Origin of the sequence: Nocardia asteroides, from assembly GCF_900637185.1 — a bacterium.
Classification (GTDB): Bacteria; Actinomycetota; Actinomycetes; order Mycobacteriales; family Mycobacteriaceae; genus Nocardia; species Nocardia asteroides.
Genome location: NZ_LR134352.1, coordinates 1,089,642 through 1,114,592, shown reverse-complemented (window position 1 = coordinate 1,114,592; position 24,951 = coordinate 1,089,642). Strand labels below are relative to the sequence as shown.

General features: G+C 69.6%; 21 protein-coding genes and 1 tRNA gene. 11 read left to right on the top strand and 11 right to left on the bottom strand.

The features are described 5' to 3' along the window. The first annotated feature begins 40 nt into the window (after positions 1-40). Together EL493_RS32195 and EL493_RS05300 are read left to right on the top strand one after the other, a co-directional pair. Complete coding sequence (locus EL493_RS32195; protein WP_155982481.1) at positions 41-1,846, top strand: hypothetical protein; 1,806 nt, start codon at positions 41-43, stop codon at positions 1,844-1,846. A 65-nt stretch (positions 1,847-1,911) separates the two neighbouring features. Continuing rightward, positions 1,912-1,985 (top strand) — tRNA-Pro (locus EL493_RS05300). Between the two features lie 159 nt (positions 1,986-2,144). Here the strand turns inward: EL493_RS05300 and EL493_RS32190 are convergent. Further along, positions 2,145-2,285, bottom strand: coding sequence for a hypothetical protein (locus tag EL493_RS32190; RefSeq protein ID WP_019044560.1), 141 nt, complete (start codon positions 2,283-2,285; stop codon positions 2,145-2,147). A gap of 218 nt (positions 2,286-2,503) precedes the next feature. Between EL493_RS32190 and EL493_RS32675 the strand changes: the two genes are divergently transcribed. Then, the gene (locus tag EL493_RS32675) at positions 2,504-3,208 is read left to right on the top strand and encodes a GntR family transcriptional regulator (protein WP_022566473.1); all 705 of its coding nucleotides are present in this window, start codon (positions 2,504-2,506) and stop codon (positions 3,206-3,208) included. Positions 3,209-3,217: 9 nt separating this feature from the next. Beyond that, a complete protein-coding gene (gene atzF, locus EL493_RS05295) occupies positions 3,218-4,927 on the top strand; it encodes an allophanate hydrolase (protein ID WP_022566474.1) in 1,710 nt (569 codons plus the stop codon). Here atzF and EL493_RS05290 read toward each other — a convergent pair. The 3 genes from EL493_RS05290 to EL493_RS05280 form a co-directional block, all read right to left on the bottom strand. After that, on the bottom strand, positions 4,884-5,552 hold the full coding sequence (locus EL493_RS05290; RefSeq protein ID WP_019044557.1) for an arsenate reductase ArsC: 669 nt from the start codon (positions 5,550-5,552) through the stop codon (positions 4,884-4,886). The genes atzF and EL493_RS05290 overlap by 44 nt on opposite strands. Before the next feature lie 526 nt (positions 5,553-6,078). Further along, positions 6,079-7,539, bottom strand: coding sequence for a catalase (locus EL493_RS05285; RefSeq protein ID WP_019044555.1), 1,461 nt, complete (start codon positions 7,537-7,539; stop codon positions 6,079-6,081). After that, positions 7,536-7,973, bottom strand: a complete 438-nt coding sequence (locus tag EL493_RS05280; protein WP_022566475.1) for a Fur family transcriptional regulator — start codon at positions 7,971-7,973, stop codon at positions 7,536-7,538. Before EL493_RS05280 ends, EL493_RS05285 begins: the two co-directional genes overlap by 4 nt. Before the next feature lie 333 nt (positions 7,974-8,306). Between EL493_RS05280 and EL493_RS05275 the strand changes: the two genes are divergently transcribed. Further along, positions 8,307-9,557, top strand: coding sequence for an APC family permease (locus EL493_RS05275; protein ID WP_022566476.1), 1,251 nt, complete (start codon positions 8,307-8,309; stop codon positions 9,555-9,557). Positions 9,558-9,620: 63 nt separating this feature from the next. Next, positions 9,621-10,973: a serine hydrolase domain-containing protein gene (locus EL493_RS05270; RefSeq protein WP_198040889.1), complete on the top strand. Its 1,353-nt coding sequence runs from the start codon at positions 9,621-9,623 to the stop codon at positions 10,971-10,973. Positions 10,974-11,036: 63 nt separating this feature from the next. Here the strand turns inward: EL493_RS05270 and EL493_RS05265 are convergent, their stop codons facing one another. The 3 genes from EL493_RS05265 to EL493_RS05255 form a co-directional block, all read right to left on the bottom strand. Beyond that, positions 11,037-12,071, bottom strand: coding sequence for an aspartate-semialdehyde dehydrogenase (locus tag EL493_RS05265; protein WP_022566477.1), 1,035 nt, complete (start codon positions 12,069-12,071; stop codon positions 11,037-11,039). A 3-nt stretch (positions 12,072-12,074) separates the two neighbouring features. Then, entirely contained in the window at positions 12,075-13,340 is a 1,266-nt protein-coding gene (locus tag EL493_RS05260) for an aspartate kinase (protein WP_030201844.1), read from the bottom strand. A 137-nt stretch (positions 13,341-13,477) separates the two neighbouring features. Beyond that, entirely contained in the window at positions 13,478-14,047 is a 570-nt protein-coding gene (locus tag EL493_RS05255) for a dihydrofolate reductase family protein (protein WP_019044549.1), read from the bottom strand. 71 nt (positions 14,048-14,118) lie between these two features. On the opposite strand from EL493_RS05255, the gene EL493_RS05250 reads away from it, so the two are divergent. The 3 genes from EL493_RS05250 to EL493_RS05240 all read left to right on the top strand — a co-directional run bounded on the left by EL493_RS05250 (position 14,119) and on the right by EL493_RS05240 (position 16,517). Beyond that, positions 14,119-14,691: a TetR/AcrR family transcriptional regulator gene (locus EL493_RS05250; RefSeq protein WP_019044548.1), complete on the top strand. Its 573-nt coding sequence runs from the start codon at positions 14,119-14,121 to the stop codon at positions 14,689-14,691. Between the two features lie 98 nt (positions 14,692-14,789). Continuing rightward, positions 14,790-15,248, top strand: a complete 459-nt coding sequence (locus EL493_RS05245; RefSeq protein WP_019044547.1) for an SRPBCC family protein — start codon at positions 14,790-14,792, stop codon at positions 15,246-15,248. A gap of 66 nt (positions 15,249-15,314) precedes the next feature. Continuing rightward, on the top strand, positions 15,315-16,517 hold the full coding sequence (locus EL493_RS05240; RefSeq protein ID WP_030201843.1) for a low temperature requirement protein A: 1,203 nt from the start codon (positions 15,315-15,317) through the stop codon (positions 16,515-16,517). On the opposite strand, the gene EL493_RS05235 is transcribed toward EL493_RS05240, so the two are convergent. The 3 genes from EL493_RS05235 to EL493_RS05225 form a co-directional block, all read right to left on the bottom strand. Then, on the bottom strand, positions 16,504-17,337 hold the full coding sequence (locus EL493_RS05235; protein WP_019044545.1) for an ion transporter: 834 nt from the start codon (positions 17,335-17,337) through the stop codon (positions 16,504-16,506). The two genes, EL493_RS05240 and EL493_RS05235, sit on opposite strands and share 14 nt — an antisense overlap. An 86-nt stretch (positions 17,338-17,423) precedes the next feature. After that, complete coding sequence (locus tag EL493_RS05230; protein WP_022566478.1) at positions 17,424-19,040, bottom strand: GMC oxidoreductase; 1,617 nt, start codon at positions 19,038-19,040, stop codon at positions 17,424-17,426. 127 nt (positions 19,041-19,167) lie between these two features. Beyond that, on the bottom strand, positions 19,168-19,938 hold the full coding sequence (locus tag EL493_RS05225; protein ID WP_022566479.1) for a sulfite exporter TauE/SafE family protein: 771 nt from the start codon (positions 19,936-19,938) through the stop codon (positions 19,168-19,170). A 271-nt stretch (positions 19,939-20,209) separates the two neighbouring features. Here EL493_RS05225 and leuA point away from each other — a divergent pair, with 271 nt between their 5' ends. After that, positions 20,210-22,009, top strand: a complete 1,800-nt coding sequence (gene leuA, locus EL493_RS05220) for a 2-isopropylmalate synthase (RefSeq protein ID WP_019044542.1) — start codon at positions 20,210-20,212, stop codon at positions 22,007-22,009. Between the two features lie 334 nt (positions 22,010-22,343). Then, positions 22,344-23,999 (top strand): MinD/ParA family ATP-binding protein, encoded by a 1,656-nt coding sequence (locus tag EL493_RS05215; RefSeq protein ID WP_019044541.1) that lies wholly within the window; start codon positions 22,344-22,346, stop codon positions 23,997-23,999. 39 nt (positions 24,000-24,038) lie between these two features. Here EL493_RS05215 and EL493_RS05210 read toward each other — a convergent pair whose 3' ends face one another. Continuing rightward, positions 24,039-24,938 (bottom strand): LysR family transcriptional regulator, encoded by a 900-nt coding sequence (locus tag EL493_RS05210; RefSeq protein WP_019044540.1) that lies wholly within the window; start codon positions 24,936-24,938, stop codon positions 24,039-24,041. Between the last annotated feature and the right edge of the window lie 13 nt (positions 24,939-24,951).

Sequence of the window (24,951 nt, the reverse complement as noted above, 5' to 3'; positions counted from 1 at the left end):
GGTCTGCTCCCGAACGACTTCTTGTCTGTAGGGGATGACCGTGAGCAGTGGATCCGACGACCGGCGCAACGACCCGACCGTTTTCGGCGGTTCCGGTGCGCCCGACCAGCCCGACGCGCAATGGCAGCGTCCCGGCGCGGTGAACCCGCCGGGCGCGCCTGCGCCGGGTAATCCCACTGCGGGACAACCCAACCCGGACCCCACCGCGGTCTGGACCCCCGGCGGCACCGGCCTCCCCCCAACCCTGCGCTGGGACGGCTCCGGTCCCCCACCGGCCCTCCCCGACCCCACACCCTGGACCCCCGCGGGCCCGCAGCAGTGGGGCGCTCCCGCCCCCGGCCAAGCCGACCCCACCCAACTCGGCACCCCCGGCGCGCCATGGCCGAACCCCAACGCCCCGGCCCCTCAGCCCGGCCAAGCCGACGCGACCCAGCTGCGCAACCCCGCCGCGCCGTGGCCCGACCCGAACGCCCCCGCCGGGCAGGCCGGCGCCACTCCGGGTTCTTGGGGAGTCCCGAATCCCCCTGCCGGACAACCGGGTTCGCCGCCGCTGAGTCAGGCCGACGCCGCCCAGTCGCACGGGCCGGGCGCGCCACAGCCGAACACCCAGGTGCCGCCGCCGGGGCAGTCCGATGCCACCCAGCTACGCAACCCAGCCGCGCCATGGGGAGGCCCGAATCCCCCTGCTGGACAGCCGGGTTCGCCGCAGCCCGGGCAGGCCGACCCGACTCAGCTGCGCAACCCGGCCGCGCCTTGGCCGGGGGCGAATCCTCCCGGTGCGCCGATGCCGGGTCAGGCTGACGCGACGCAGTTGCGCACCCCGGCCTCGTGGCCCGATCCGAACGCGCCGAGCGGTCAGCAGGGGCTCGGTCAGGCGTGGGGTGGGCCGCCGCAACCGCAGTGGGGCACGCCGCCGCCGGGACAGAATCAGTGGAATCCCGGCGCCGGGCAGCCCAATCCGCAGTGGGGTGCCGGCGGGCAGGCTTGGCAGCAACCACAGCAGCAATACGGCGAGGTTCCGCCGCTGGAGCAGTTCGGCAACCAGCCGTACGGGCAGCCGCCGTACGGGCAGCCCCCGAAGTCCGGGAACAAGGCCCTGATCTGGGTTGCGGCCGGGGTCGCCGCCGTCCTGCTGGCGGGCGGCGCCATCACGGCGTTCGCGCTGACCCGCGACGACGAACCGACCACGACCGCGGCGCCCACCCCGTCGATGGTCAGCGCCCTCACCACCACCGGCGCCCCGCCGTCGTCGAGCAAGCCGAAGCCCAGCTCCACCACTCCGTCGCCCACCGGCGCGGCGTCGGATCGCAAGCCGCTGATCGAGGGCTATCAGGTGGTCGCCTCCCCCGATCGCGGCGCCGCCTACGACGTGCCGCCGAGCTGGAAGGTCGCCACCGAATCCACCATCGGCGGCGTCGGCGAACCGCCGGGCGACACCGTCATCGGCAAGGGCTACGCCTCCGAGGGCCGCGACTACTGCCCCGGCTCCACCCGCACCATGTCCTTCCTGACCGGCTCCAAACAGGCCGATCACGGCGCGGCGGGTGCCGAGCTGGGCACCAAGGCCGCACCGCTGGCCTACTCCGGCGCCACCGGTAAGGCGGGCCCGGCACAGCCGCTGAAGTCGATCGACGGCAAGACCGACGGCATGTTCACCGAGACCACCGGCACCGTCGCCAACCCGAAGCCCGGCTGCGGCCCCACCTTCTCCATCTACACCTACGCGTTCAAGGGCACCAAGGACGGCAGCTTCGTGATGGTGATGATCGCCGACACCGGCGTCCCCGACGCCGTCGACGCCACCACCGCCAAGCGCATCTTCAGCTCCATCCGCGCCCTCAACTAACCCCGCTGACCAGCCGGTTTAACGATTCCGACCACCTCGTTGTAAGCTACTTCAGGTTCGCCTCACGGGGTGTGGCGCAGCTTGGTAGCGCGCTTCGTTCGGGACGAAGAGGTCGCAGGTTCAAATCCTGTCACCCCGACGTGTTGGTTGAGACACAGAAGAGCCCCTGATCAGTTCACTGGTCAGGGGCTCTTCGTATTTCCGGGGTCGACTACCCCACACGAACAGGCGGCAGTGCCGCGACGGTCAGAACCGGGGAATGTTACCGGTGCCGGACCATCCCCACCCGTCCACAGCGTCAGCCGTCCCGGTTGAGGCGGGGCGCTGATCCGCCGCCGTCCTCGGACGGCGCCGCGCGGTCCGCTGGGTTCGGCCACCAGACGGTGACGGCGATGACCGAGACCAGGCCGAGGATGAGGGCCAGGATCGCTGCGTTCATGGGTCGCCCTTCCGGGTGAGCGGAGTGCGAGCGGTGGGCTCTGCGAGCAGCGTGCGCGCCGCACATGTCACGGGCGGTTCCCTGCGTGTTCGCAGGTCGTTGAGAAGTGCTCTCCGGGGCAGGGCGGCACTGGTGAGGCCGCCGCTGTGAGCACTCGATAACCTGGCGCTTACTTTCTGTCACTTGATAGAAATTCCCGCTCGTTAGCGTATACACCCATGTCGACAAGGGTGGATGCACCGGAGGACGGCGCGGGCAGGCCCCTGCGGGACGTCGTGTACTCGGCCCTGCGCGACGAGCTGATGAACGGCGACATCCGGTTCGGCACGCGCCTCACCGAGCCCAAACTGTCGGCCCGGTTCGGGATCTCCCGCACGCCGGTGCGCGAGGCGCTGACCATGCTCTGCTCGGACGGGCTGCTCGAACGCGAGGAGTACGGGTTCAGTCCGGTCCGGCCGAGCGTGTCCCGCATCCGCGACCTCTACGAACTCCGGCTCACGCTGGAGCTGGGCGGCATGTCGCGCGTCCGCGCCGACCCCGCGCTCACCCACGACGCCGACCTGCTGCGCGCCGAACAGCGGCGCTGGCTGGCCCTGCGCGCCGACCCACCCGCCCAGGAGCCGGGCTTCGTGGTCGTCGACGAGGAATTCCACGTCGCGCTGCTGACCGCGGCGGGCAACGGCGAGCTGGTGCGCGCGCTGGTGGCGGTGAACTCGCGGATCCGGCACGTGCGCATGTACGACTTCATGATCAACAACCGGATCGAGACCACGATCACCGAGCACCTCGGGATCCTCGACGCCGTTCTCGCGGGCGATCTCGCCCTGGCACAGCAACTCCTGCACACCCACATCGGCGATTCGCTGGATGTGGTGCTGGAGCGCATCACGCGAGCCGTCGCCGCCATGTCCATGAGCGATTGAGGAGACGCCATGTCAGCAGGACTACTCGACACCGTGACCGCGCGGGTCGACGCCGCCTACGCGCGCATCGCCGAGGTGGACCGTCCCGAAGTCTGGATCACGCTGCGCCCGCGGAGCGAACTCGCCACGGAGGCAGCCGCACTGGAGCGGCGCGTCGCCTCGGGTGAGTCCCTGCCACTGGCGGGCCTGCTGCTCGCGGTGAAGGACAACGTCGACGTGGCGGGCCTGCCGACGACTGCCGCGTGCCCCGAATTCGCCTACACCGCCACCGAATCCGCGGCCGCCGTGGCACGGCTGGTCGCGGCGGGCGCACTGGTGCTCGGCAAGACCAATCTGGACCAGTTCGCCACCGGCCTGGTCGGCACCCGCAGCCCCTACGGCGCGGTCCGCCATGCCACGCATCCCGAATTGATTTCCGGCGGTTCGAGTTCCGGCTCGGCGGTGGCGGTGGCGCTCGGCATCGCCGACCTGGCGATCGGCACCGATACCGCCGGATCGGGCCGGGTGCCCGCCGCGCTGCACGGCATCGTCGGCATCAAGGCCACCCTCGGCGTCGTCCCCGCGCACGGCGTGGTCCCGGCCTGCGCCGACTACGACGCGGTCACCGTGTTCGCTGCCGATCTCGCCACCGCCGTCGACGCCGCCCGGATCATGGCCGGCCCCGAGGCCCGCGATCCGCGCAGCCGCGCCTGGCCCGCCGACGTGCGACTGGCCGCCTCGGCCGCGCCGAAGGTGGCCATCCCCCGCCCCGCCGACCTGAGCCCCCTGAGCGAGCCCTACCGGCAGGCCTTCACCGCCACGGTCGACCTGCTGCGCGATCAGGGCGTCGCGGTACACGAGGTGGACATCTCCCCGCTGCTGGACGCCGCGCGCCTGCTCTACGACGGCGCGATCGTCGCCGAACGGTACGCCGCTGTCGGTTCGTTCGTGGACGAGCGCACGCCGGGACTCGACCCCACCGTCGCCGAAATCATCGGCGCGGCAAAGACACTGGACGCGCACGCCTTCGCGGGCGACCTCGACACCCTGACCAGGGCCAAGGCCGCCGCCACGGCGCTGCTGGCCGGGTACGACGGCCTGCTGCTGCCCACCACCACCGAGCACCCGTCTCTCGCCGAGGTGGCCGCCGATCCGCTCGGCGTCAACCGCAGGCTCGGCACCTATACCAACTTCTGCAATCTGCTCGACCTGGCGGCGGTGGCCGTTCCCGGCACCCCGACGGCGGCGGGCCTGCCGTTCGGCGTGATGGTCGTGGTGCCCGCCTTCGCCGACCAGCTCGCCGTCGACCTGGCCGCCCGGCTCACCGGCGGCCCGGCCCCGCTGCTGGTGGAAACCGGTGTGCCGCTGGCGGTCTTCGGCGCGCACCTGCGCGGCCAGCCGCTGCACTGGCAGCTCGCCCAGCTCGGCGCCCGCTTCGTCGGCGAGATCACCACCAGCGACGCCTACCGGCTCACCGCGCTGGACACCGCCCCGCCCAAGCCCGGCCTGGTCCGGCACGGCGACGGCCTCGGCGCGCCGATCCACGGCGAACTGTTCCTGGTATCCCCGGCCGGCCTCGGCCGCTTCCTCGCCGAACTGCCGCCCCCGATGGCGCTGACCGCCGTCGACCTGTCCGACGGCCGCTCCGTCGTCGGCTTCGCCTGCACCTACGACGCCGCCGTCACCGCCACCGACATCACGACGTACGGGAGCTGGGTGCGCTACCTGCGGGACCGGTGACGGTGATACCCAGTTCGCCGAGCAGGCCCGTCACGCGGCGGCCGATGTCGTCGCGGATGGGCCGCACCTGGCTCAGTTCCAGCCCGGCCGGATCGTCGATGATCCACTCCTCGTAGCGCACGCCGGGCACCAGCGGGCAGTGGTCGCCGCACCCCATCGTGACGATCACGTCGGCCGCGCGGATGATCTCGTCGGTCCACGGTTTCGGGTACTCGCGCGAGATGTCGATCCCGATCTCGGCCATCGCGCCCACCGCCGCCGGATTGAGCTGCCCGCCCGGCGTCGATCCACCCGACCAGGCCACCGCCCGGCTCAGCGCGAGCTCCTCGAAGAAGCCCAGCGCCATCTGCGACCTGCCCGCGTTGTGCGTGCACAGGAACAGCACCGTCGGACGCGGCCGGGCGACCTTGCCTTCGAGCTTGGCCAGGGCCTGCAACCGTTGCCTGCCGAAACGTTCCGCGAGCAACGGGAGATACAGAGTCACCGTCGCCCTGGCGGCGAAGTCGGCGTAGGAGGAGTGCAGGTAGCGATGGATCGTCGCCGGATCGAACATCGTCGCGAACTCTTCGCGCAACCGCGCCTCGGCACGGTCCAGCGCGTCTCGATGCTCGGCAGTCTCGACCACGCCCCCACCCTTACCAGTGATCCGGCTCTACGTAAATCGACCGGGCCGGTCACCCCTCGTCGGACCGGCCCGGTCGGTATACCCCGCGACACCGTCGGAACAGCTCCGGCCCAGTCCGTCGGTGTGGTTACCGTCGGCAGTGCGTCTTCAGCGTCTGGAAGAGCCACCTTCTGGTCTGCACCGCCGGGTCCGGCCGATCACCCCTCGAGACCGATCGGACCCGGTTGTTCCGGTGTCTGGAGAAAGGATGCGATGGCCGTCTCTAGAGGTTCTTAAGAACAACTTGTCAGCCTGGGGCGATTCTTCGGCGATGATGGAAGTACCGAGAAGATGGAGAACGACGATGGAGACCTTGATCGTCTGGTTGCTGGCGAGCCTGCTGTACTGGTTCAGCAACTTCTGACCGACACGACATCGACGGCGCGGTAGTCCGAAAGCCTTCCGCGCCAATACTTTTCCTACGGAAGCGACACGAGGCAGGTACGCCTCGCGGCGTACCTGCCTCGTCGTGTGTCCGGGCCCGGGGTCAGCCTTCCAGGCCTGCCCGCACCCCTTCCTCCACCGCCTTGCCGAGGTCGGCGTCGACATTGCGCCAGTACTCGAATACCCGGCTCAGCACCGGCTCGGTGACCCCGGCCAGGACGTGGCCGACGATATTGTCGGCCAGCCGCTGCCGCGCGGCGTCGTCGAGCACCTCACGCACCAGCGTGCCCGCCTGGGTGAAGTCGCCGTCCTCGGCGTGCTCGATGTAGCCGGCCCGGACCATCGCCGGATCGAACTCCCACAGCCCGCCGTCGCCCGCGACCGCCGGGTCGGCGTGCGGACCGCCGAACGAGTTGGGCGCGTACACCGGCACGTCGGCGGGGTTGTACTCGTAGCGCATGGCGCCCTCCTTCGAGTAGGAGTTCACCTCGGCGGCCTTGGCCTGGTTCGGCGGCAGCTGCGCGTAGTTGGTGCCGATGCGGTAGCGGTGCGCGTCGGCATAGGCGAAGACCCGGCCGAGCAGCATCTTGTCCGGCGAGAACCCGATGCCGGGCACGATGTTGGACGGTTCGAACGCGGCTTGCTCGATGTCGACGAAGAAGTTGCCCGGGTTGCGGTTCAGCGTCCAGGTGCCGACCTCGATCAGCGGATAGTCCTGCTGGGACCACACCTTGGTCAGGTCGAACGGGTTGAAGCGGTAGGTCTCGGCGTCGGCGACCGGCATGATCTGGACCTTCACCGTCCAACTCGGGAAATCGCCCCGGTCGATCGCCTCCCACAGGTCCTTGCGGTGGTAGTCGGGATCGGAACCGGCCAGCGTGTCGGCCTCGGCCTGGGTGAGGAACTCGATGCCCTGATCGGTCTTGAAGTGGTACTTCACCCAGAACCGCTCGCCCTGCGCGTTGATCCACTGGTAGGTGTGCGAGCCGAAGCCGTCCATGTGCCGGTAGGTCTTGGGCAGGCCGCGATCACCCATCAGCCAGGTCACCTGGTGCGCGGACTCGGGTCGCAGCGTCCAGAAGTCCCACTGCATGTTGTGGTCGCGCAGACCGCTGCCCGGCAGCCGCTTCTGCGAGCGGATGAAGTCGGGGAACTTCATCGCGTCCTTGATGAAGAAGACCGGGGTGTTGTTGCCGACGAGGTCGTAGTTGCCGTCCTCGGTGTAGAACTTGATCGCGAATCCGCGCGGGTCACGCCAGGTGTCGGGGCTGCCCTGCTCGCCGGCGACGGTGGAGAACCTGGCCAGCGACTGGGTGCGCGCGCCCGGCTGGAACAGCTTGGCCTTGGTGTAGCGGCTGACGTCGCCGGTCACCACCAGCTCGCCGTAGGCACCGGAACCCTTCGCGTGCACGATCCGCTCCGGCACCCGTTCGCGGTTGAACTGCGCCAGCTTCTCGATGAGGTAGTGGTCGTGCAGCACAACCGGTCCCTGGACGCCGGCCGACAGCGACTCGTCGTCGCTCTCGACAGCGATACCGGTGTTGGTGGTGGTCGGCTTGGTCATTTCGCGGCCTCCTGATCTCGGCAGTCGGGGCACAGCCCCCAGAACACGACCTCGGCCTCGTCGATCGCGAAGCCGTGGGCGTCCACGGGCTGCAGGCAGGGCGGGGCGCCGACGGCACACTCGGTGTCGACGACCAGCCCACAACTTCGGCACACCAGGTGATGGTGATTATCCCCGGTCCGGGTCTCGAACCGGGCAGGCGAACCGGCGGGCTCGATCCGGCGCAGGATTCCGGCGCGCACGCAGGCGTTGAGCACGTCGTACACCGCCTGCGTCGACACCGTCCCGAGCCGGACCCGTACCGCGGTCGCGATCGATTCCGCGTCCGAATGCGGCCGCGCCGCGACCGCGTTCAGTACCGCGACGCGCGGCGCGGTCACCCGCAGTCCGGCATCACGCAACAGTCGACAGGGGTCGATCTCCTCGGTGTGCACAGACCCCACTCTCCTCCTTTTCTGGAATTAGTCAAGAAAACGAGTTGATCAAGTTGGGTTGCGCGGATCACATTCAGCGCCCGGAATAGCTCGGGCGGCGCCTCGGTTGAACACCACTGTCGGCGTCCGAACAGCCCCGGGCCTCACCCCTTTGTCGCTACGAGCGACCACCCGCCGAGAGGCGCTTGTGGGGCGTCGACACCCTGACGGGCCGTCCCAGCGACGGCCCTTCGACTCGAACGCCGCCAGGTCTCCCTCATCGACCTGGCGGCGTTTTGTCATGTCCGGACCCGTCGAGTCGCGGCGGGGGCGGCGATGCTCGAGGATGAGGGCATGGGATCGGACGGGGCTTTGCGGCGGGGGCTGGGGCTGTGGGACTCGGTGGTGATCGGGTTGGGCGCGATGGTCGGTGCCGGGGTGTTCGCGGCGCTGGGGCCCGCGGCGGGGGTGGCCGGGTCGTGGTTGCTGGTGGCGTTGGGGATCGCGGCGGTGGTGGCGTACTGCAACGCGATGTCGTCGGCGCGGCTGGCGGCGCTGTATCCGGTGTCGGGTGGGACGTATGTGTACGGGCGGGAGCGGCTCGGGGAGTTCTGGGGATATCTGGCGGGGTGGGGGTTCGTCGTCGGGAAGACGGCCTCGTGCGCGGCGATGGCGTTGACGGTGGGCAGCTACGCGTGGCCGGAGCACGCGCACGCGGTGGCCGTCGCGGCGGTGCTGGTGGTGACCGGGATCAACTATGTGGGCGTGCAGAAGTCGGCCCTGGCGACGCGGGTCATCGTGGCGGTGGTGCTGGCGGTGCTGGCGGCGGTCGTGGTGACCGGCCTGGGCGGGGACCATTCGGCGGCGACGGTGCTGGACAAGCAGATCGGGCCCTACGGCGTGCTGCAGGCGGCGGGGTTGCTGTTCTTCGCGTTCGCCGGATACGCGCGGATCGCCACCCTCGGCGAGGAGGTGCGCGAGCCCGAGCGCACGATCCCGCGCGCGGTGATGCTCGCGCTGGCCGGCGCGCTGGCGGTGTACACGCTGGTCGCGGTGGCCGCGCTGCTCACCCTCGGGTCCGGCGGGCTGGCCGCGGCACACGATCCGCTGGCGCGGGTGGTCGAGGCGGCGGGCGCCGACTGGCTCGCCCCGGTGGTGCGGGCCGGCGCCGTGCTCGCCGCGGCTGGCTCGCTGCTGGCGCTGATCCTCGGCGTCTCGCGGACCTCGCTGGCCATGGCCCGCGACGGGCACCTGCCGCGCGCGCTGGCCGCGGTGCATCCGCGCTACGCCGTCCCGCACCGCGCCGAACTCGCGGTGGGCGCGGTGGTCGCGGTGCTGGCGGCCACCGTCGACCTGCGCGCGGCGATCGGCTTCTCCTCCTTCGCCGTGCTCACCTACTACCTGATCGCCAACCTGTCGGCCGCCACGCTCACCGACGCGGAGCGCAGGCCACCGCGCTGGGTGCCGGTGCTCGGGGCCGGCGGCTGCGTCGTCGTCGGGTTCGCGCTGCCGATCGGTTCGGTGCTCGCCGGACTCGCGGTGCTCGCGCTCGGCGCCGCGATCTATCTGCTTCGGGGATTCACGGGTAGGTCACCGGATCGGTGATTAGGGGGTTGTGCGGCCACGCTTTACGGGTTACGGCAGGTCACGCGGGCTACCCTCGGCCGTATGGGGCGAATCAGGGGAATCTTCGCGGGATTGTTGGCGACAGCTATGGCGGGCGCGACCCTCGTCGCCGCGCCCGCGGCCGCCGCGCCCCGCAGCCCGACGACCTGCGCGGTGACCTCCGAACGCGAACTCGAACGCGCCGACCCCGAACAGGTCGGCCTCGACCCCGCCAAGCTCGAACAGGCGCTGCAATTCGCCGCGACCCGCAACCGGCTCAATGTGCAAGTGTTCCGGCACAATTGCCTCGTCGGTGAGGGCCTGCGCAACCACGAGACCGGCGATGTGGCGTGGAACGTCTGGAGCGTCACCAAATCGGTGGTGTCGATGCTCGCCGGAATCGCTTCCGATCAGGGCAGACTCGCGATCGACGCACCGATCGACCGCTACCTGCCCGCCGGGCTCGGCGACCCGCTGCACCGCTCGATCACGGTGGAGAACCTGCTCACCGAGACCTCAGGGATGAAGGTCGGCGTCCTCACCGAGGGCATCACCGCGGTGATCCCGGTCGACCCGAACAGCGCCGTGCAGGCACTGGCCGTGGAGCTGACCAACCCGCCCGGCACCACCTTCAGCTACAGCCAGCGCAATGTCGACCTGCTGTCGTACGTGATCGAACTGGCCGTCGGCGAACCGCTGCAGGACTTCGCCCAGCGCGAGCTGTTCGATCCGCTCGGCATCCCCCGCACCGACTACTACTGGGCGCGAGACCGGTCCGGCCACACCTACGGCTACGCCCATCTGCTGCTGCCGCCCAACGATCTGGCCAAGCTCGGCCTGCTCGTCGCCAACGACGGACGCTGGGGCGCCGAGCGGGTGATCTCGGCCGACTACCTGCGCAAGGCCCGCACGCCGTCGGCGGCCAACAGCTGCTACGGCTACCTGTTCTGGGTGGGCGCCGACTGCGCGGAGTCGCCGGACTTCCTGCCCGCCGACACGTTCTTCATGTCGGGGCTGGCCCTGCAGAACGTCTTCTTCATGCCCGGCCTCGACCTCATGGTGATGTGGACCGGCGCGTTCGGCAACGAGACCGACTACGGCCCCAGCGGGGTGATCGCGCACACCGAGGAACTGCCGCACGAGTTCTTCCGCAGGTTGTTCGACGCCTTCACCGACACCCCGGCCCCCGACGCCGCGCCGTATGTGGAACCGCCGGTGGAGTTCGATCCGGCCCGGCTCATCGACGCCAACATCCTGCTGGCGGTCTTCGGCATCGGGCCCGGCGCCTATCCCGGCTGCACCGTCTTCGACTGCCTGAGCCAGCCGCTCGCGGCGCCCTTCGCCAGCATCCCGCCGGGCTGCGCGGTACTGGTCTGCCTCGGCGACGACCCCCGCACCCCCGGCATCCGCCGCTGATCCGAGCACGAAAAACGGGCCCGGTCACCGTAACTGGTGACCGGGCCCGTTCCGCGTCGGTGCTCAGCGGTTGTTCAGCAGGACTTCCGCGATCTGAATGGTGTTGAGCGCGGCGCCCTTACGCAGGTTGTCGCCGGAGATGAACAGCGCCAGACCGCGACCGCTCGGGACGCCCGGATCCTGGCGGATGCGGCCCACCAGGGAGTCGTCCTGGCCGGCGGCGGCCAGCGGGGTGGGCACGTCGACCAGGCGCACGCCCGGCGCCTTGGCCAGCAATTCCTTGGCCTGCAGCACCGAAAGCGGTTCGGCGAACTCGGCATTGATCGACAGCGAGTGACCGGTGAACACCGGGACGCGCACGCAGGTGCCGCTGACCAGCAGGTCGGGCAGGCCGAGAATCTTGCGGCTCTCGTTGCGCAGCTTCTGGTCCTCGTCGGTCTCGCCGGTGCCGTCGTCGATGAGCGAACCCGCGAGCGGGATCACGTCGAAGGCGATCGGGGCGACGTACTTGTTCGGCGCGGGGAACTCCACGGCCGAACCGTCGTGCACCAGCTTCTCGGCGTCGTCGGCCACCGCGCGGATCTGCGAGGCGAGCTCCTCCACACCGGCCAGACCGGAACCGGACACCGCCTGGTAGCTCGACACGATCAGGCGCTGCAGGCCCGCCACGTCGTGCAGCGGCTTGAGCACCGGCATCGCGGCCATGGTGGTGCAGTTGGGGTTCGCGATGATGCCCTTGGGCAGGTTGCGGGTGGCTTCGGGGTTGACCTCCGAGACGACCAGCGGCACATCGGGATCCTTGCGCCAGGCCGAGGAGTTGTCGATGACCGTCACGCCCGCCGCCGCGAAGCGCGGGGCCTGCACGCGCGACATGGTGGCGCCGGCCGAGAACAGCGCGATGTCCAGACCCGACGGATCGGCGGTCTCGGTGTCCTCGACGACGATCTCGCCGCCGCGCCACGGCAGGGTCTTGCCCGCCGAGCGAGCCGAGGCGAAGAAGCGCACCTCGTCGGCCGGGAAGTTGCGCTCTTCCAGCAGTTTCCGCATGACGGCGCCGACCTGACCGGTCGCGCCGACAACGCCTACCCGTACACCCATGGATTAACGCCCCGTTCCGCCGTGGACGACGGCGGCCTCTTCGCCGCCGAGATCGAAGGCCTGGTGCAGGACCTGCACAGCCTCGTCGAGTTCGGTGTCGCGCACGAGCACCGAGATCCGGATCTCCGAGGTGGAGATCAGATCGATGTTCACGCCCGCGTTGGCCAGCGCCTCACAGAAGGTGGCGGTGACGCCGGGGTGCGACTTCATCCCCGCGCCGACCAGGGAGACCTTGCCGATGTGGTCGTCGTAGAGGACCTGCGCGAAGCCGATCTCGTCCTGCCGCTTGGTGAGCATCTCGACCGCGCGGGCGCCGTCGGTCTTGGGCAGGGTGAAGGTGATGTCGGTCTTGCCCGTGTCGACCTTGGAGATGTTCTGCAGCACCATGTCGATGTTGATCTCGGCGTCGGCCACCGCACGGAACACCTTGGCCGCGTAGCCCGGCTCGTCCGGCAGGGCGACGACGGTCACCTTGGCCTCGCTGCGGTCGTGCGCGACGCCGGTCAGGATTGCCTGCTCCACGGGAATGTCCTCCATCGATCCGAAAACAGTGGTGCCGATCTTGTCGGTGTAGGACGACCGAACATGAACGGGAACGTTGTAGCGGCGCGCGTACTCGACGCAGCGCAGCATCAGCACCTTCGAGCCGCAGGCCGCCATCTCGAGCATCTCCTCGTAGGAGATGTTGTCGAGCTTCTGGGCGTCGCCGACGATGCGCGGGTCGGCGCTGAAGATGCCGTCGACGTCGGTGTAGATCTCGCAGACGTCGGCCTTCAGCGCGGCGGCCAGGGCGACGGCGGTGGTGTCGGAACCACCGCGGCCCAGCGTGGTGACGTCCTTGCTGTCCTGGCTGACGCCCTGGAAGCCCGCGACCAGCACGATCTGCCCCTCGGCCAGCGCCTCCTGGAGGCGGCCCGGGGTGACGTCGATGATCTTGGCGTTGCCGTGCGCGCCGGTGGTGATCACGCCGGCCTGCGAACCGGTGAACGAGCGTGCTTCGGCGCCCAGGGAGTGGATCGCCATGGCCACCAGCGCGTTCGAGATGCGCTCGCCGGAGGTGAGCAGCATGTCCATCTCGCGAGCGGGCGGCGCGGGCGCCACCTGCTCGGCGAGATCGAGCAGCTCGTCGGTCGTGTCACCCATGGCCGAGCAGACCACGACGACGTCGTGGCCCTGCTTCTTGGTCTCCACGATCCGTTCAGCGACGCGCCGGATCCGCTCGGCGGTGGCCACCGAGGATCCTCCGTACTTCTGAACAACGAGAGCCACGGCTAGGTCCTTCACGATCGACAATCAGGCTTGGTATCAGCGACCAAGAGTACCGGCCCAGGTCCACCGGATTCGCCGCTACCTCCCCAGCCTGTGGAAAACGACACAGGCTTGTCACCTGTGGATAACCGCGGAAATCAGGCCCGGACGAACCAGGTGACCTGCGTGCCGTTGTCGAATTCCTTGCGCCGCACCGGGGTGAACTGTGTCGGTTGGAAGACGCCGGTGAACGCGTGTACGCCCTCACCCGCGATGACGGGATAGCTCTTGACGACCATCTCGTCGATCTCGCCGATGAGCTGACCGGCCAGCTGCCCGCCGCCGCACAGCCAGATGTCGCCACCTTCGCGCTGCTTGAGCTCACGCACCAGCTGGATCGGATCACCGACGATCTCCACCGCCTGGTGATCGGCCTGCGCGAGCGAGGACGAGACGACGTACTGCTTCAGGTGCGAGAACGGGCTCTCGACGTGCTCGCCCGGAAGGATGTAGGTGCCGCGACCCATCAGCACGGTGTCCCATTTCTTGGCGGGCAGCTCGGGGTCCATGCCGAAATGCGCCCGCAGGTGGGTCGGGATCGAGTCGGGGAACTCGTCCATCATCCACTCCATGTAGTTCTGCGGGGTCGGATAGAAGTCGACCTCGCCGCCGGGACCCGCGATGCAGCCGTCGAGGGAGACGCCGATGTAGTAGACAAGCTTTCGCATGGGTACCGCCTAAGTTGTTGTACTCTGAATGAAGTGGTTTGAACGTAGTACTACAGACGGAGTGGTGTCAAGTGCGAACTAATCCCGAACGCAGGCAGGCCCTGCTGGACGCGGCCATCGAGGTCCTCGCCACCGAGGGCGCCCGGGGACTGACCTTCCGCGCGGTCGACAAACAGGCGGCGGTCCCGGTCGGCACGACCTCGAACTACTTCGCCAGCCGCGACGACCTGCTCACCCAGGCCGGCACCCGCTTCTACGAGGTGGTGCAGCCGAGCGAGGAGACGATGGCGCAGGTCAGCGCGGGACCCAAGACCGTCGAGAACATCAAGGAGCTGATGAAGGAGGTCGTCGCCCGGCTCGAATCGCACCGCAACGCCTACCTCGCGCTGCTCGAATTGCGCCTGGAGGCGACCCGGCGGCCGGAGTTGCGCGAAGTGCTCACCGAGCGGGTGCGCGCCGACCTCGATTTCAACGTCCGCAACCATCTGGCGTCGGGTCAGCCGGGCGACGAAGCCTCGGTCCTGCTCCTGTATCTGGCCCTCAACTGGCTCATCGTCGAACATCTCACACTGCCCGGAATCTTCACCGAGCAACAGAGCATGGAGCTGATCGAAACCGCCGTCGAGCGGGCGATAAGCGCCTGACCCGGTCGTTTGTCCAGACCATAGACGTGTTGACGATCACTGGTACACGTGTGCACAATCGGGCGCGAAAGCTGCGGGGGTTCGGAGGATAGACAAAGATGCGCTCGAAGATCGACATCCGATTCACCGTTGATGCCCCCATCGACCAGGTCATGGATGCCCTGCTAGCCGTCGATCGACTGGCGGAGTGGTCCCCCACCTACAGCGACGTCCGCATCGGCCCGCTCGACCCCGACGGCAGGCCGCGCCGCGTCTTCGTCACCGCCCAGTTCATGGGCGACTCGGACGCGCAGGTCCTCGAGTACAGCTGGGAACCCAACCGGGTGTCCTGGGATGTCGTCGACAGCAGCCGCGGTTCCAAGGGCGGCGGTTCGTTCGAGCTGTTCGAAGGACCCGACGGCACCGAGGTCGATCTGCACGTCGAGCTGCGGTACCCGCTGCCCATCCCCGGGATGCTGTTCAACCGCAATCTCCGCAAGGAGAACCAGCAGGGTGTGGACAACTTCATCGACTTCGCCGAGCAGTTCCCCCATGTCGGGGGTTACGCCGTCGGCTAGTTGCGCCGACGGCGAAAGCGGCGCACGTTCCGCGCGGACCACGAGTCCGGGTGCGACGATGAGCGCATGATCGGTACTCGACGGGTTCGGTTCCAGCCGGTGGCCGAGGACGCCTCGGTGACCCAGCTCGAATTGTTCTTCGACCTCGTGATCGTCTTCGCCTTCACCATGGTGACCGCGCTGGCCGCCGACAATCCCACGCCGGCCAACGTGGTGCGCGCGGGCCTGGTGCTGGCGCTGATGTGGTGGCTGTGGATCGCGTACTCCTGGCTCGGCAATGTGGTGCGCGCCGACGAGGGCATCACCCGGGTCGCGATGTTCGTGGCCATGGGTGGGGCGTTCATCGCGGCGCTCACCATCCCGGAGGCGTTCGAAGACCTGCCCGGCGGCTGGTTCGGCCCGCTGGTCTTCGCCATCGCCTACCTGGTGGTGCGGCTCGTGCACGCCGCGATCTTCTGGGTGATCAGCGCCGACGACCCGCAGTTGCGCGGTCAGTTGCTGCGCTGGCTGGTCGGGTCCATCACGCTGGGCACCTCGCTGCTCGTGGTCGCCGCGATGACCGACGGCGCCACCCAGATGGCGCTGTGGTTCGCCGCCATCGCCGGCGACATGGTCTGGACCTGGTTCGCCGGCTCGGACTGGCGGATCAACTCGGCCAAGCATTTCGCCGAGCGCTACGGGCTGATCGTCATCATCGCGCTGGGCGAGTCGATCGTCTCGATCGGCATCGGCGTGGCGGGTCTGCCGATCTCGTGGCCGATCACGCTGGGCTCGATGCTCGGGCTCGCGGTGTCGGGTCTGCTGTGGTGGCTGTACTTCGACGTCGCGGCGATCTCCATCGAGCACGCGTTCGCGCATTCGCGGGGCGCGCACCAGATCAAGATCGCCCAGCGCAGCTACACCTACGGGCACTTCCCGATGATCGCCGGCGTCATCGCGCTCTCGCTGGGCCTGAAGAAGGTGCTCTACTACGTGGGCGACGCCTCGCATCACACGCTCACCGACGCGCTGCACGGTATCCCGCTGGTGGCGCTGTATGTCGGGCCCGCGCTGTTCCTCGTCGGCGTCGTGCTGGCGAAATACTATGCGACCAAGGAGATCTCGATCGCGCGGGTGATCGTCGCGGTGCTACTGGTCGCGCTGGTCCCGGTGGCGACGAACCTGCCCGCCCTGGCCGCGCTCACCCTGCTCTGCGCGGTGCTGGCACTGCTGGTGATCTTCGAGACCATCCGCTACGCGACCCCGCGCGACCGGATCAGACACGCTTGACCTGCGCGAGGTGGTGGCGCACGCCGTGCTCGGCGGGCGTCGCCCCGCGATGCGACGGCGGCACGTTGATCCCGGCGCGCACCGCGTCGTTGATCTGATCGAGGTTCTCCCGCAGCATGTCGGCGACGAGTTCGTCGGTGCGCGGGTCGTCGAGCAGCTGGCGCAGCATGCGGTACACGGTGTCGGCGACGAGCCGGATGATGTCGTCGTGGAACGGCAGGTAGCGCAGCTTGCCGGTCGCCGGGTCGTTCTTGATCAGGTCGACGATCATCTGGTCGACCTCGCGGTGGTTCTCCTCCAGCGCCGCGGCGATGTTCTTGGTGTAGTGCCCGGCGCGCAGCACCTTGGAGACCTCGTCGAGGATCGCGATGGTCATCGGGCGCTTGATGACGTCGACGATGGTGCCGACGAACCGGTTCACGATCGTCGCGGTGACCCGCTCCCCCAGCGCGCGGTCGGCGACCCGGCCGAGCCGGATCAGGATCACCACGATCCGCAGCAGCCGGAAGCTGCGGAAGATCGGGCTGGTCACCGGGATCATGCCGAGCACTTCGTACCAGTAGACGAACGGGAAGGTCCACGGCCAGCCCGCCCGGCGCCAGCGCCAGACGAACTCGATCAGGAAGATGCCGCAGATCGTCCAGTCGGTGATCACGATCGCGTGATAGGTCGCTCCGGACACCGGGAAGAAGGTGATCCACACGACCAGCACGACCGAGACGATCGCGAGCAGCAGCATGAAGATGTCGATACGCAGCGACGGTGTCTTGGAGCGAACGTCCGGCAGCGCCTCGACCCGCTCGATGCCCGATGCGGCCACCTCGGTACTCCCTTCGAACGTCGGCGTCGTCTGCCGAGCGTAAACGGCGGGCCGGTGCGCGCCGGTCACATCGGGCGCACCGGGTGTCAGCGACCGGCGCCGATGATCGCGGCGATATTGCGTTCGGCCAGCGCGGTGATGGTCAGCGACGGATTGACCGTGGCGGTGCTGCCCGGGATCGCCGCGCCGTCCATGACGTAGAGGCCGGGGTGCCCGTGCACGCGGCCGTAGGCGTCGGTGGCCTTGCCGAGCACCGCGCCACCGAGCGGGTGGGCGGTGAAATTGGCGTTCGCGTCGTAGCCGAGGGCGCCGTATTCGGCGAGGGCGCCCGCGCGCTCGGCGATGCGGTGATCGACCGCGCGGGCGGCCCCGACGACGGCGTCCTGCGCGGCCGACGACCAGCTCAGGCCGACGCCGTTGCTCGCCGCGTGATAGCCGAAGCGGGCCCGGGTCGGGTCGAGCACCATGCCGAGCGAGGCCAGCGCGCCCGTCTCGAACGGGATGCCGGGGATGTACCAGTTCTCCAGCGTCAGCGGGACGCCGGAGGCGTCGAAGATGCGGCTGGCGCTGGGCACACCCTGGCCCTGCCCCGCCACGCCGCTCGCGCCGCGCGCGAGCACCACGTCACCGTTGGTGCCCCAGCCGTCGCCGATGTGCTCGTTGAGGTTGGGCAGCGCGCCGGTGGCCTGGGCCCGGACCAGCAGCTCGGAGGTGCCGACCGAGCCGGCGCCGAGGAACAGCTTGTCGCAGGTCAGGGTGCGGGTGCCGAGGTGCTGACCGGTCGGGGCCAGTTTCGTCACCGTGACCACGAACCGGCCGCTCGCCTCCTGGGCGATGGTGTCGACCCGGTGGCCCGGGTACACCTGCGACTTGCCGGTGTCCCTGGCGTAGCGCAGGTAGTTCTGGTTCAGGTCGAACTTCGCGCCGTTGGAATTGCCCAGGTTGGAGCGGGCGGCGGTGGCCGAGGCGCGGGAGGTGCCCGCCAGTTCGGCGCGCAGCACGTCCCAGGTGAAGATCGAATCGTTGGCCAGCGGCTGGTAGCCGGCCGCGCGGACCTGGTCGTCCCAGGCGCGCGAGTGCGCGAAGGGGGCCGAGTGGTAGATGTCGGCGGGCATGGTGTCCAGGCGCAGCATCTCGCGCACCCGGGGGAAGTAGACGCGCTCGAGCTCGCCGTAGTCGACGACGCCGCCGAAGACCTGGTCGAACAGCCTGCGCTCCGGAGCCACCATCGCGCCGGTGAAGATCACCGAACCGCCGCCGACCGCGGCCGCGCGCCACACGTCGATGCCCGGGTACTCGGTGACGTCGAGGACGCCGCCGAACTTGCCGAAGCTCATCGGCACCTTGGTGACGCCGGTGAAGCTGGTGCGGTGCCAGAAGCCGCGGCCGTCGGGCAGGTCGTCGCCGGTGAAGATCTCCCGCCACGGGTCGTTGGGCCAGCGCGAACCGCGCTCGAGCACCGTGTTGTCGATGCCCGCCTCGGCCAGGCGCAGGGCGGTGACGGCCGCGCCGAAGCCGGACCCGATGACGATGGCGGTGGTGTGCGCGGGCGCGTCGGGAATCGGTGCGAAGATCTCCGGCACCCAGGTCTGGAACATCGCCTCCCTGGGGTCGGCCGTGGCCGCCTGGCTCGTCAGCGTCGTCCCCACCGCACCGGCGAGCGTCGCCAGTCCCGCCGCCTTGAAGAAGGCACGTCTGTGCACCAGGCCACCTCCCTCATCACGCATGGCCGAGCGCAGGATACCCCGAGTGAAACGCCAATGGTGTTCAACCGAGCGCTGTTTGGTCGCCGTCACAACGCGGGGCGCCGCGGTATCGAACGGCTCCGCGTCAGCCCGTGGTCAGCAGCCGGATCACCGCGATGCTGCCGACGATGACGATCACCGCGCGCAGCACGTTCGGCGGCAGCTTCCGGCCCACCTTCGCCCCCAGCTGACCACCGATGATCGAGCCGATCGCGATCAGCGCGACGGCCTGCCAGTTCACCTCGGCGATCGCGATGAAAATGATCGCCGAGACCGCGTTCACGATCAGCGCCAGCACGTTCTTCACCGCGTTGAGGCGCTGGATGTCCTCGTGCACGAACACCCCGAGCAGGCCGAGCAGCAGCACGCCCTGGGCGGCGCCGAAGTAGCCGCCGTAGATGCCGGTGCCGAACACCGCGATGAGCAGGATCGGGCCGCCGTGCTCGGGGGTGGCCGCGTCGCCGTCGGCCCGGCGGCGCTTGACCCAGGCCGCCAGCCGGGGCTGCACCACCACCAGGATCAGCGCGGCGATGATCAGCACCGGCACGATCGCCTTGAACGCCTCGGCGGGCATCACCAGGAGCAGGATCGCGCCGGTGATGCCGCCGAGCAGCGAAGCGGTGCCCAGCTGCAGCAGTCGCGACCGCTGTCCTTCCAGTTCGCGCCGGTAGCCGATCACCCCGCTCACCGAGCCGGGGACCAGGCCGATGGTGTTGGACACGTTCGCCGTCACCGGCGGCAAACCGAAGGCGAGCAGCGTGGGGAAGGTGATGAGAGTGCCGGAGCCGACGATCGTGTTGATGCCGCCCGCGGCGATTCCCGCCGCCAGCACGGCCACTTGCTGTAACCAGGTCATCCGAATTCCTTTGGGACGTCTCGTCGGACGCGCGGGTCCGTACAAGCGTGCGATTCGCTGAAACCGTACCGCTCGCCGGCTACCGACGGGTTTCCCCAGGCCGCTTACCAGCGGGGTAGGGCACACGGTAAGCTCGAAGGATCATGCAGCGGGCACTTCTTCTCGGCCGCCGCGACGGGTCCTGATTCGGACCGGCTCCCGTCGCGGGGTTCCAACGCGCCGGTCGACCCGCTCCCACCAGGGATTCCACCTCACCCACGGAGAAACTTGCATGTCCTCGGCTGACGCATTCGTATCCGCTTCGCGCACCATCACGGCCCCCGGCAAACCCGCACCGGCCGACCAGCCCGCCTGGAACCACCAGAAGAACTCGTCGATGCCCGCGTTCCGGTACCGGCCCTTCGCCGAAGAGGTCGAGCCCATCTCGCTGCCCGACCGTACCTGGCCCGACAAGATCATCGACCGCGCGCCCGCGTGGTGCGCCGTCGACCTGCGCGACGGCAACCAGGCCCTCATCGACCCGATGAGCCCGGCCCGCAAGCGCCGCATGTTCGACCTGCTCGTCCGGATGGGTTACAAGGAGATCGAGGTCGGGTTCCCGGCCGCCAGCCAGACCGACTTCGACTTCGTCCGCGAGATCATCGAGGACGGCGCGATCCCCGACGACGTCACCATCCAGGTCCTGACCCAGTGCCGCGCCGAGCTGATCGAGCGCACCTTCGAGGCCTGCAACGGCGCCCCGAACGTGATCGTGCACTTCTACAACTCCACCTCCATCCTGCAGCGTCGCGTGGTCTTCCGCGCCGAGCGCGACGCGGTGAAGAAGATCGCCACCGACGCCGCCACGCTGTGCCTGGAGATCGAGAAGAAGTACCCGGACACCGCCTGGCGCTACGAGTACAGCCCGGAGTCCTACACCGGCACCGAGCTGGACTACGCCCGTGAGGTCTGCGACGCGGTCTCGGCGATCATCGCGCCGACCCCGGCCAAGCCGCTGATCATCAACCTGCCCGCGACCGTCGAGATGGCCACGCCCAACGTGTACGCCGACTCGATCGAGTGGATGCACCGCAACCTGGCCCGCCGCGACTCGATCGTGCTGTCGCTGCACCCGCACAACGACCGCGGCACCGCCGTCGCGGCCGCCGAGCTGGGCTACCAGGCGGGCGCCGACCGCATCGAGGGCTGCCTGTTCGGCAACGGCGAGCGCACCGGCAACGTCTGCCTGGTGACGCTGGGCATGAACATGTTCTCCCGCGGCATCGACCCGCAGATCAACTTCTCCGACATCGACGAGGTCCGTCGCACGGTGGAGTACTGCAACCAGCTGCCCGTGGCCGAGCGTCACCCTTACGGCGGCGACCTGGTCTACACCGCGTTCTCGGGCAGCCACCAGGACGCCATCAACAAGGGCCTGGACGCGATGAAGGCCGCCGCCGACGCGCAGAACGCCGACGTCGCCGACATCACCTGGGAGGTCCCGTACCTGCCGATCGACCCGAAGGACGTCGGCCGTACCTACGAGGCCGTCATCCGGGTGAACTCGCAGTCCGGCAAGGGCGGCGTCGCCTACATCATGAAGACCGATCATGGCCTGGTGCTGCCGCGCCGGCTGCAGATCGAGTTCTCGCAGGCCGTGCAGGCGATCACCGACGGTGAGGGCGGCGAGGTGACGCCCAAGGAGATGTGGGACGTCTTCGCCACCGAGTACCTGAACCCGATCCTGCCGCTGGAGCGGATCAAGCAGATCGTCACCGCGGCCGAGACCGACGGCGGCGTCGACTCGATCGTGGCGACCGTGAAGGTCGACGGCGTCGAGCAGGAGATCACCGGGTCCGGCAACGGCCCGCTGGCCGCGTTCGTCGACGCGATCGCCACCGTCGGCTTCGACGTGCGGGTGCTCGACTACAGCGAGCACGCCATGTCGGCCGGTGACGACGCCCAGGCCGCCGCCTACGTGGAGGTCGCGATCGGCGACACGGTCGTGTGGGGCGTCGGTATCGCCACCTCGATCACCACCGCGTCGCTGCGCGCGGTCGTGTCGGCGGTGAACCGGGCCGCGGCTCGCTAGTACTGCATCGCGAAGGCCGGGCGGTTCCACGGGAGCCGCCCGGCCTTCGTCGTCTGCGGGCTGTGGACAACCGGGGGCCGTCGGTCGGCTCCGCGACCGATCTACCGCTTGAGCTGGGCTCATAGTTGATCATGAGCCGTCGCGCGAGGCTTGCCCCCGGCGCGCGAATAGTTGCCCCGTGCTAGCGTTTTAGGGCACATCAGCGCCGAGCTTCCTGCTCGTTCGACGAGCAAGTGGGGGAACTGTGACCAACAACGACCATAATCCGACGTCTCCGCCATGGCTGCAGAGTCCGTCGGCTGAGACGGCCGACGCTGCGTCCGGGACCACCGGTGTGCAGACGGTGTCCGACGACGACATCGAGCCCACCGACGCCGCCGCCGAACCGGCCAAGGAGCCCGCCGAGCAGCCCGCCACCGAGGCGAGCGCCGAGCCGCAGGCAGGCCTGGCCGAGCAGACGGTGTTCCATCCCGGTGGATTCGCGCCGGGTCCGTTCGCGCCGCCGTCGGCCGATCCGTATTCCAGTGCAGGCGCGCATCCGCTGGTCGGCGCACCGGAGCAACCGGCGTGGCAGCCGGGTCAGCCCGCGCCGGGCGAGCAGCCGTGGCCGGGCCAGCCCCCTACCGGTGAGCAGCCGTGGCCGGGTCAGCCGGTACCCGGCGCCGAGCAGTTCCCCGGACAGCCCGGGCCCGGTCCGCACGCGACCGGCGAGCAGCCGTACCCGGGCGCTCCCGGCCCGTACCCCGGCGCGCCCGAGCAGCCGCAGTTCCCCGGTCAGGAAGCGCAGCCGCAGGGGCCGCAGTCCGAGCCGATCTACAGCTGGGCGCCTCCGCCGCCGCCGATGTACCAGCCGCCGCAGCCGCAGGGCATGCCGCCCGGGATGGCGCCGCAGCCCGGTCAGCCCGGACCGATGGGCACGCCGCCCGGTCAGCCGCAGTGGCAGGGTGGACCGCCGCAGCATCAGCCGTTCCAGCCGCAGCACGTGCCGGCGCCGGGTCAGCCGGGTCATTCGGTCAACGACCTGAACCTGCTCAAGCGGGCCCGCAAGGCGCCGCGCAGCGGGTGGCGGCGCGCGGTGCACAAGGCCTCCGGCGGCATGATCAACCCGGGCGAGTCGGCGGCCGACGTCGTCCACCGCGATCTTGCCGAGCGGGTCAACCAGCCGGTCCGCGGCGACTACCGGATCGCGATCCTCTCGCTGAAAGGTGGCGTCGGCAAGACCACGACCACCGTCGGCCTCGGTTCCACCTTCGCCTCGCAGCGCGGTGACCGCGTGATCGCCATCGACGCCAACCCCGACCTGGGCACGCTGGCCCACCGGGTGCCGCGGCAGACCCGCTCGACCGTGCGCAACCTGCTCGAGGACCAGAACATCACCAGGTACTCGGACGTGCGCGCGCACACCTCGCAGGCCCCGAGCCGGCTGGAAGTGCTTGCCTCCGAGCAGGACCCGGCCGTGTCCGAGGCCTTCAGCGAGGCCGATTACCGCAAGGCGATCGGCATCCTGCAGTCGTTCTACAACATCATCCTCACCGACTGCGGCACCGGTCTGATGCACTCGGCGATGGCCGGCGTGCTGGACATGGCGAGCTCGCTGGTGCTGGTCACCTCGCCCGCCATCGACGGCGCGCGCAGCGCCTCGGCGACGCTGGACTGGCTCGACCACCACGGCTACAGCAAGCTCGTCGAGCGCACGGTCGTCGTGGTGAACGCCTCGCGCCGCGGCGCGTCGACCGTCGACCTGGACCAGCTGCGCAAGCTGTTCCTCGACCGCACCCGCGCGGTGCAGATCGTGCCGTTCGACGATCACCTGGCCGAGGGCGCCGAGATCGACCTGGAGCTGGTCAGCAAGCCGACCAGGCGGGCGTTGCTCGAGCTGGCCGCGATGGTCGCCGACGATTTCGGTTACCACGGCGCACAGCAGGGCCAGCAGTTCCCGCCGCCGGGTCAGTACCAGGGCCAGCCGCAGTACCAGCCCGGCCAGTTCTGACGAACGAGCGCGGCGCCGGGTTCATCGCCGGCGCCGCGCTCAGTTCGCGCCGACCGCGTGGGCCGCGGCGTCGAACGCGTCGAGCACCGCGGCGATGGCGGGCCGCCGGTGCGCCTGAGGCCGGGTGACGATTTCGTACACCCGTGCCGCCCGCACCCCGGCGAGCCGCAGTACCGACAGCGCCGGATGCGCCACCGCGTAGCGCGGCATCAGCGCCACGCCGTAGCCGGAGGCCACCAGCGTCTCGATCACCCGGAACTCGTTGAGCCGCTGCGCGATCCGTGGTCGCACCCCGGTGATGGTGGCGATCGATTCGAGCACGTCGTCGACCGGGAAACCGCCGCGCACGCTCACCCAGGTCTCCTCCGCCAGCTCCTCGGGCCGCACCGAACTCCGGCCCGCCAGCGGATGCGTCGGCGCGACGACCACGTCGATCGGTTCCCGCATCAGCACCCGCGCCGCGAGCCGTGGACCGGCCAGGGACGGCGCGCGTTCGTCCCGGTGGGTGAGGACTATGTCGTAGTCGGCCAGCAGCCGTCCGGCCTCCGACGGCGGCAGATCCTCGTCGCCCGCCACGATCTGCACGCCGCTGCCGGCCAGCGCGGTGAGCACCGGCGGCAGCAGCAGCGCGGCGCCGGACGGGAACGAGGCCACCCGCACCTGCCCGCGCGGTGAGCCGCGGTAGTGCGCCATCTCGGCGGTGGCGCGGTCCATCGCGGCGAGCACGTCGTCGGCGCGCAGGACCAGGGCCTGCCCCGCGTCGGTGAGCCGGACCCGGCGCCCGTCGGGTTCGAGCAGCGCGACGCCCGCCTCCCTGGCGAGCACCTTCAGCTGCTGGGACACCGCCGACGGCGTCATCGACAGCACCTCGGCCACGGCGGCGACGGTGCCGCGGTCGGCCAGCTCACGCAGAATGCGCAGCCTGTCGATCGAGAACATGAAGTAAATCTAC

Coding starts and splice junctions, on each gene's coding strand:
- EL493_RS32190 (WP_019044560.1), bottom strand. CDS start 2,285: ATGAACGCAGCGATCCTGGCCCTCATCCTCGGCCTGGTCTCGGTCATC.
- EL493_RS32675 (WP_022566473.1), top strand. CDS start 2,504: ATGTCGACAAGGGTGGATGCACCGGAGGACGGCGCGGGCAGGCCCCTG.
- atzF (WP_022566474.1), top strand. CDS start 3,218: ATGTCAGCAGGACTACTCGACACCGTGACCGCGCGGGTCGACGCCGCC.
- EL493_RS05285 (WP_019044555.1), bottom strand. CDS start 7,539: ATGACCAAGCCGACCACCACCAACACCGGTATCGCTGTCGAGAGCGAC.
- EL493_RS05275 (WP_022566476.1), top strand. CDS start 8,307: ATGGGATCGGACGGGGCTTTGCGGCGGGGGCTGGGGCTGTGGGACTCG.
- EL493_RS05270 (WP_198040889.1), top strand. CDS start 9,621: ATGGGGCGAATCAGGGGAATCTTCGCGGGATTGTTGGCGACAGCTATG.
- EL493_RS05265 (WP_022566477.1), bottom strand. CDS start 12,071: ATGGGTGTACGGGTAGGCGTTGTCGGCGCGACCGGTCAGGTCGGCGCC.
- EL493_RS05255 (WP_019044549.1), bottom strand. CDS start 14,047: ATGCGAAAGCTTGTCTACTACATCGGCGTCTCCCTCGACGGCTGCATC.
- EL493_RS05245 (WP_019044547.1), top strand. CDS start 14,790: ATGCGCTCGAAGATCGACATCCGATTCACCGTTGATGCCCCCATCGAC.
- EL493_RS05240 (WP_030201843.1), top strand. CDS start 15,315: ATGATCGGTACTCGACGGGTTCGGTTCCAGCCGGTGGCCGAGGACGCC.
- EL493_RS05225 (WP_022566479.1), bottom strand. CDS start 19,938: ATGACCTGGTTACAGCAAGTGGCCGTGCTGGCGGCGGGAATCGCCGCG.
- leuA (WP_019044542.1), top strand. CDS start 20,210: ATGTCCTCGGCTGACGCATTCGTATCCGCTTCGCGCACCATCACGGCC.
- EL493_RS05210 (WP_019044540.1), bottom strand. CDS start 24,938: ATGTTCTCGATCGACAGGCTGCGCATTCTGCGTGAGCTGGCCGACCGC.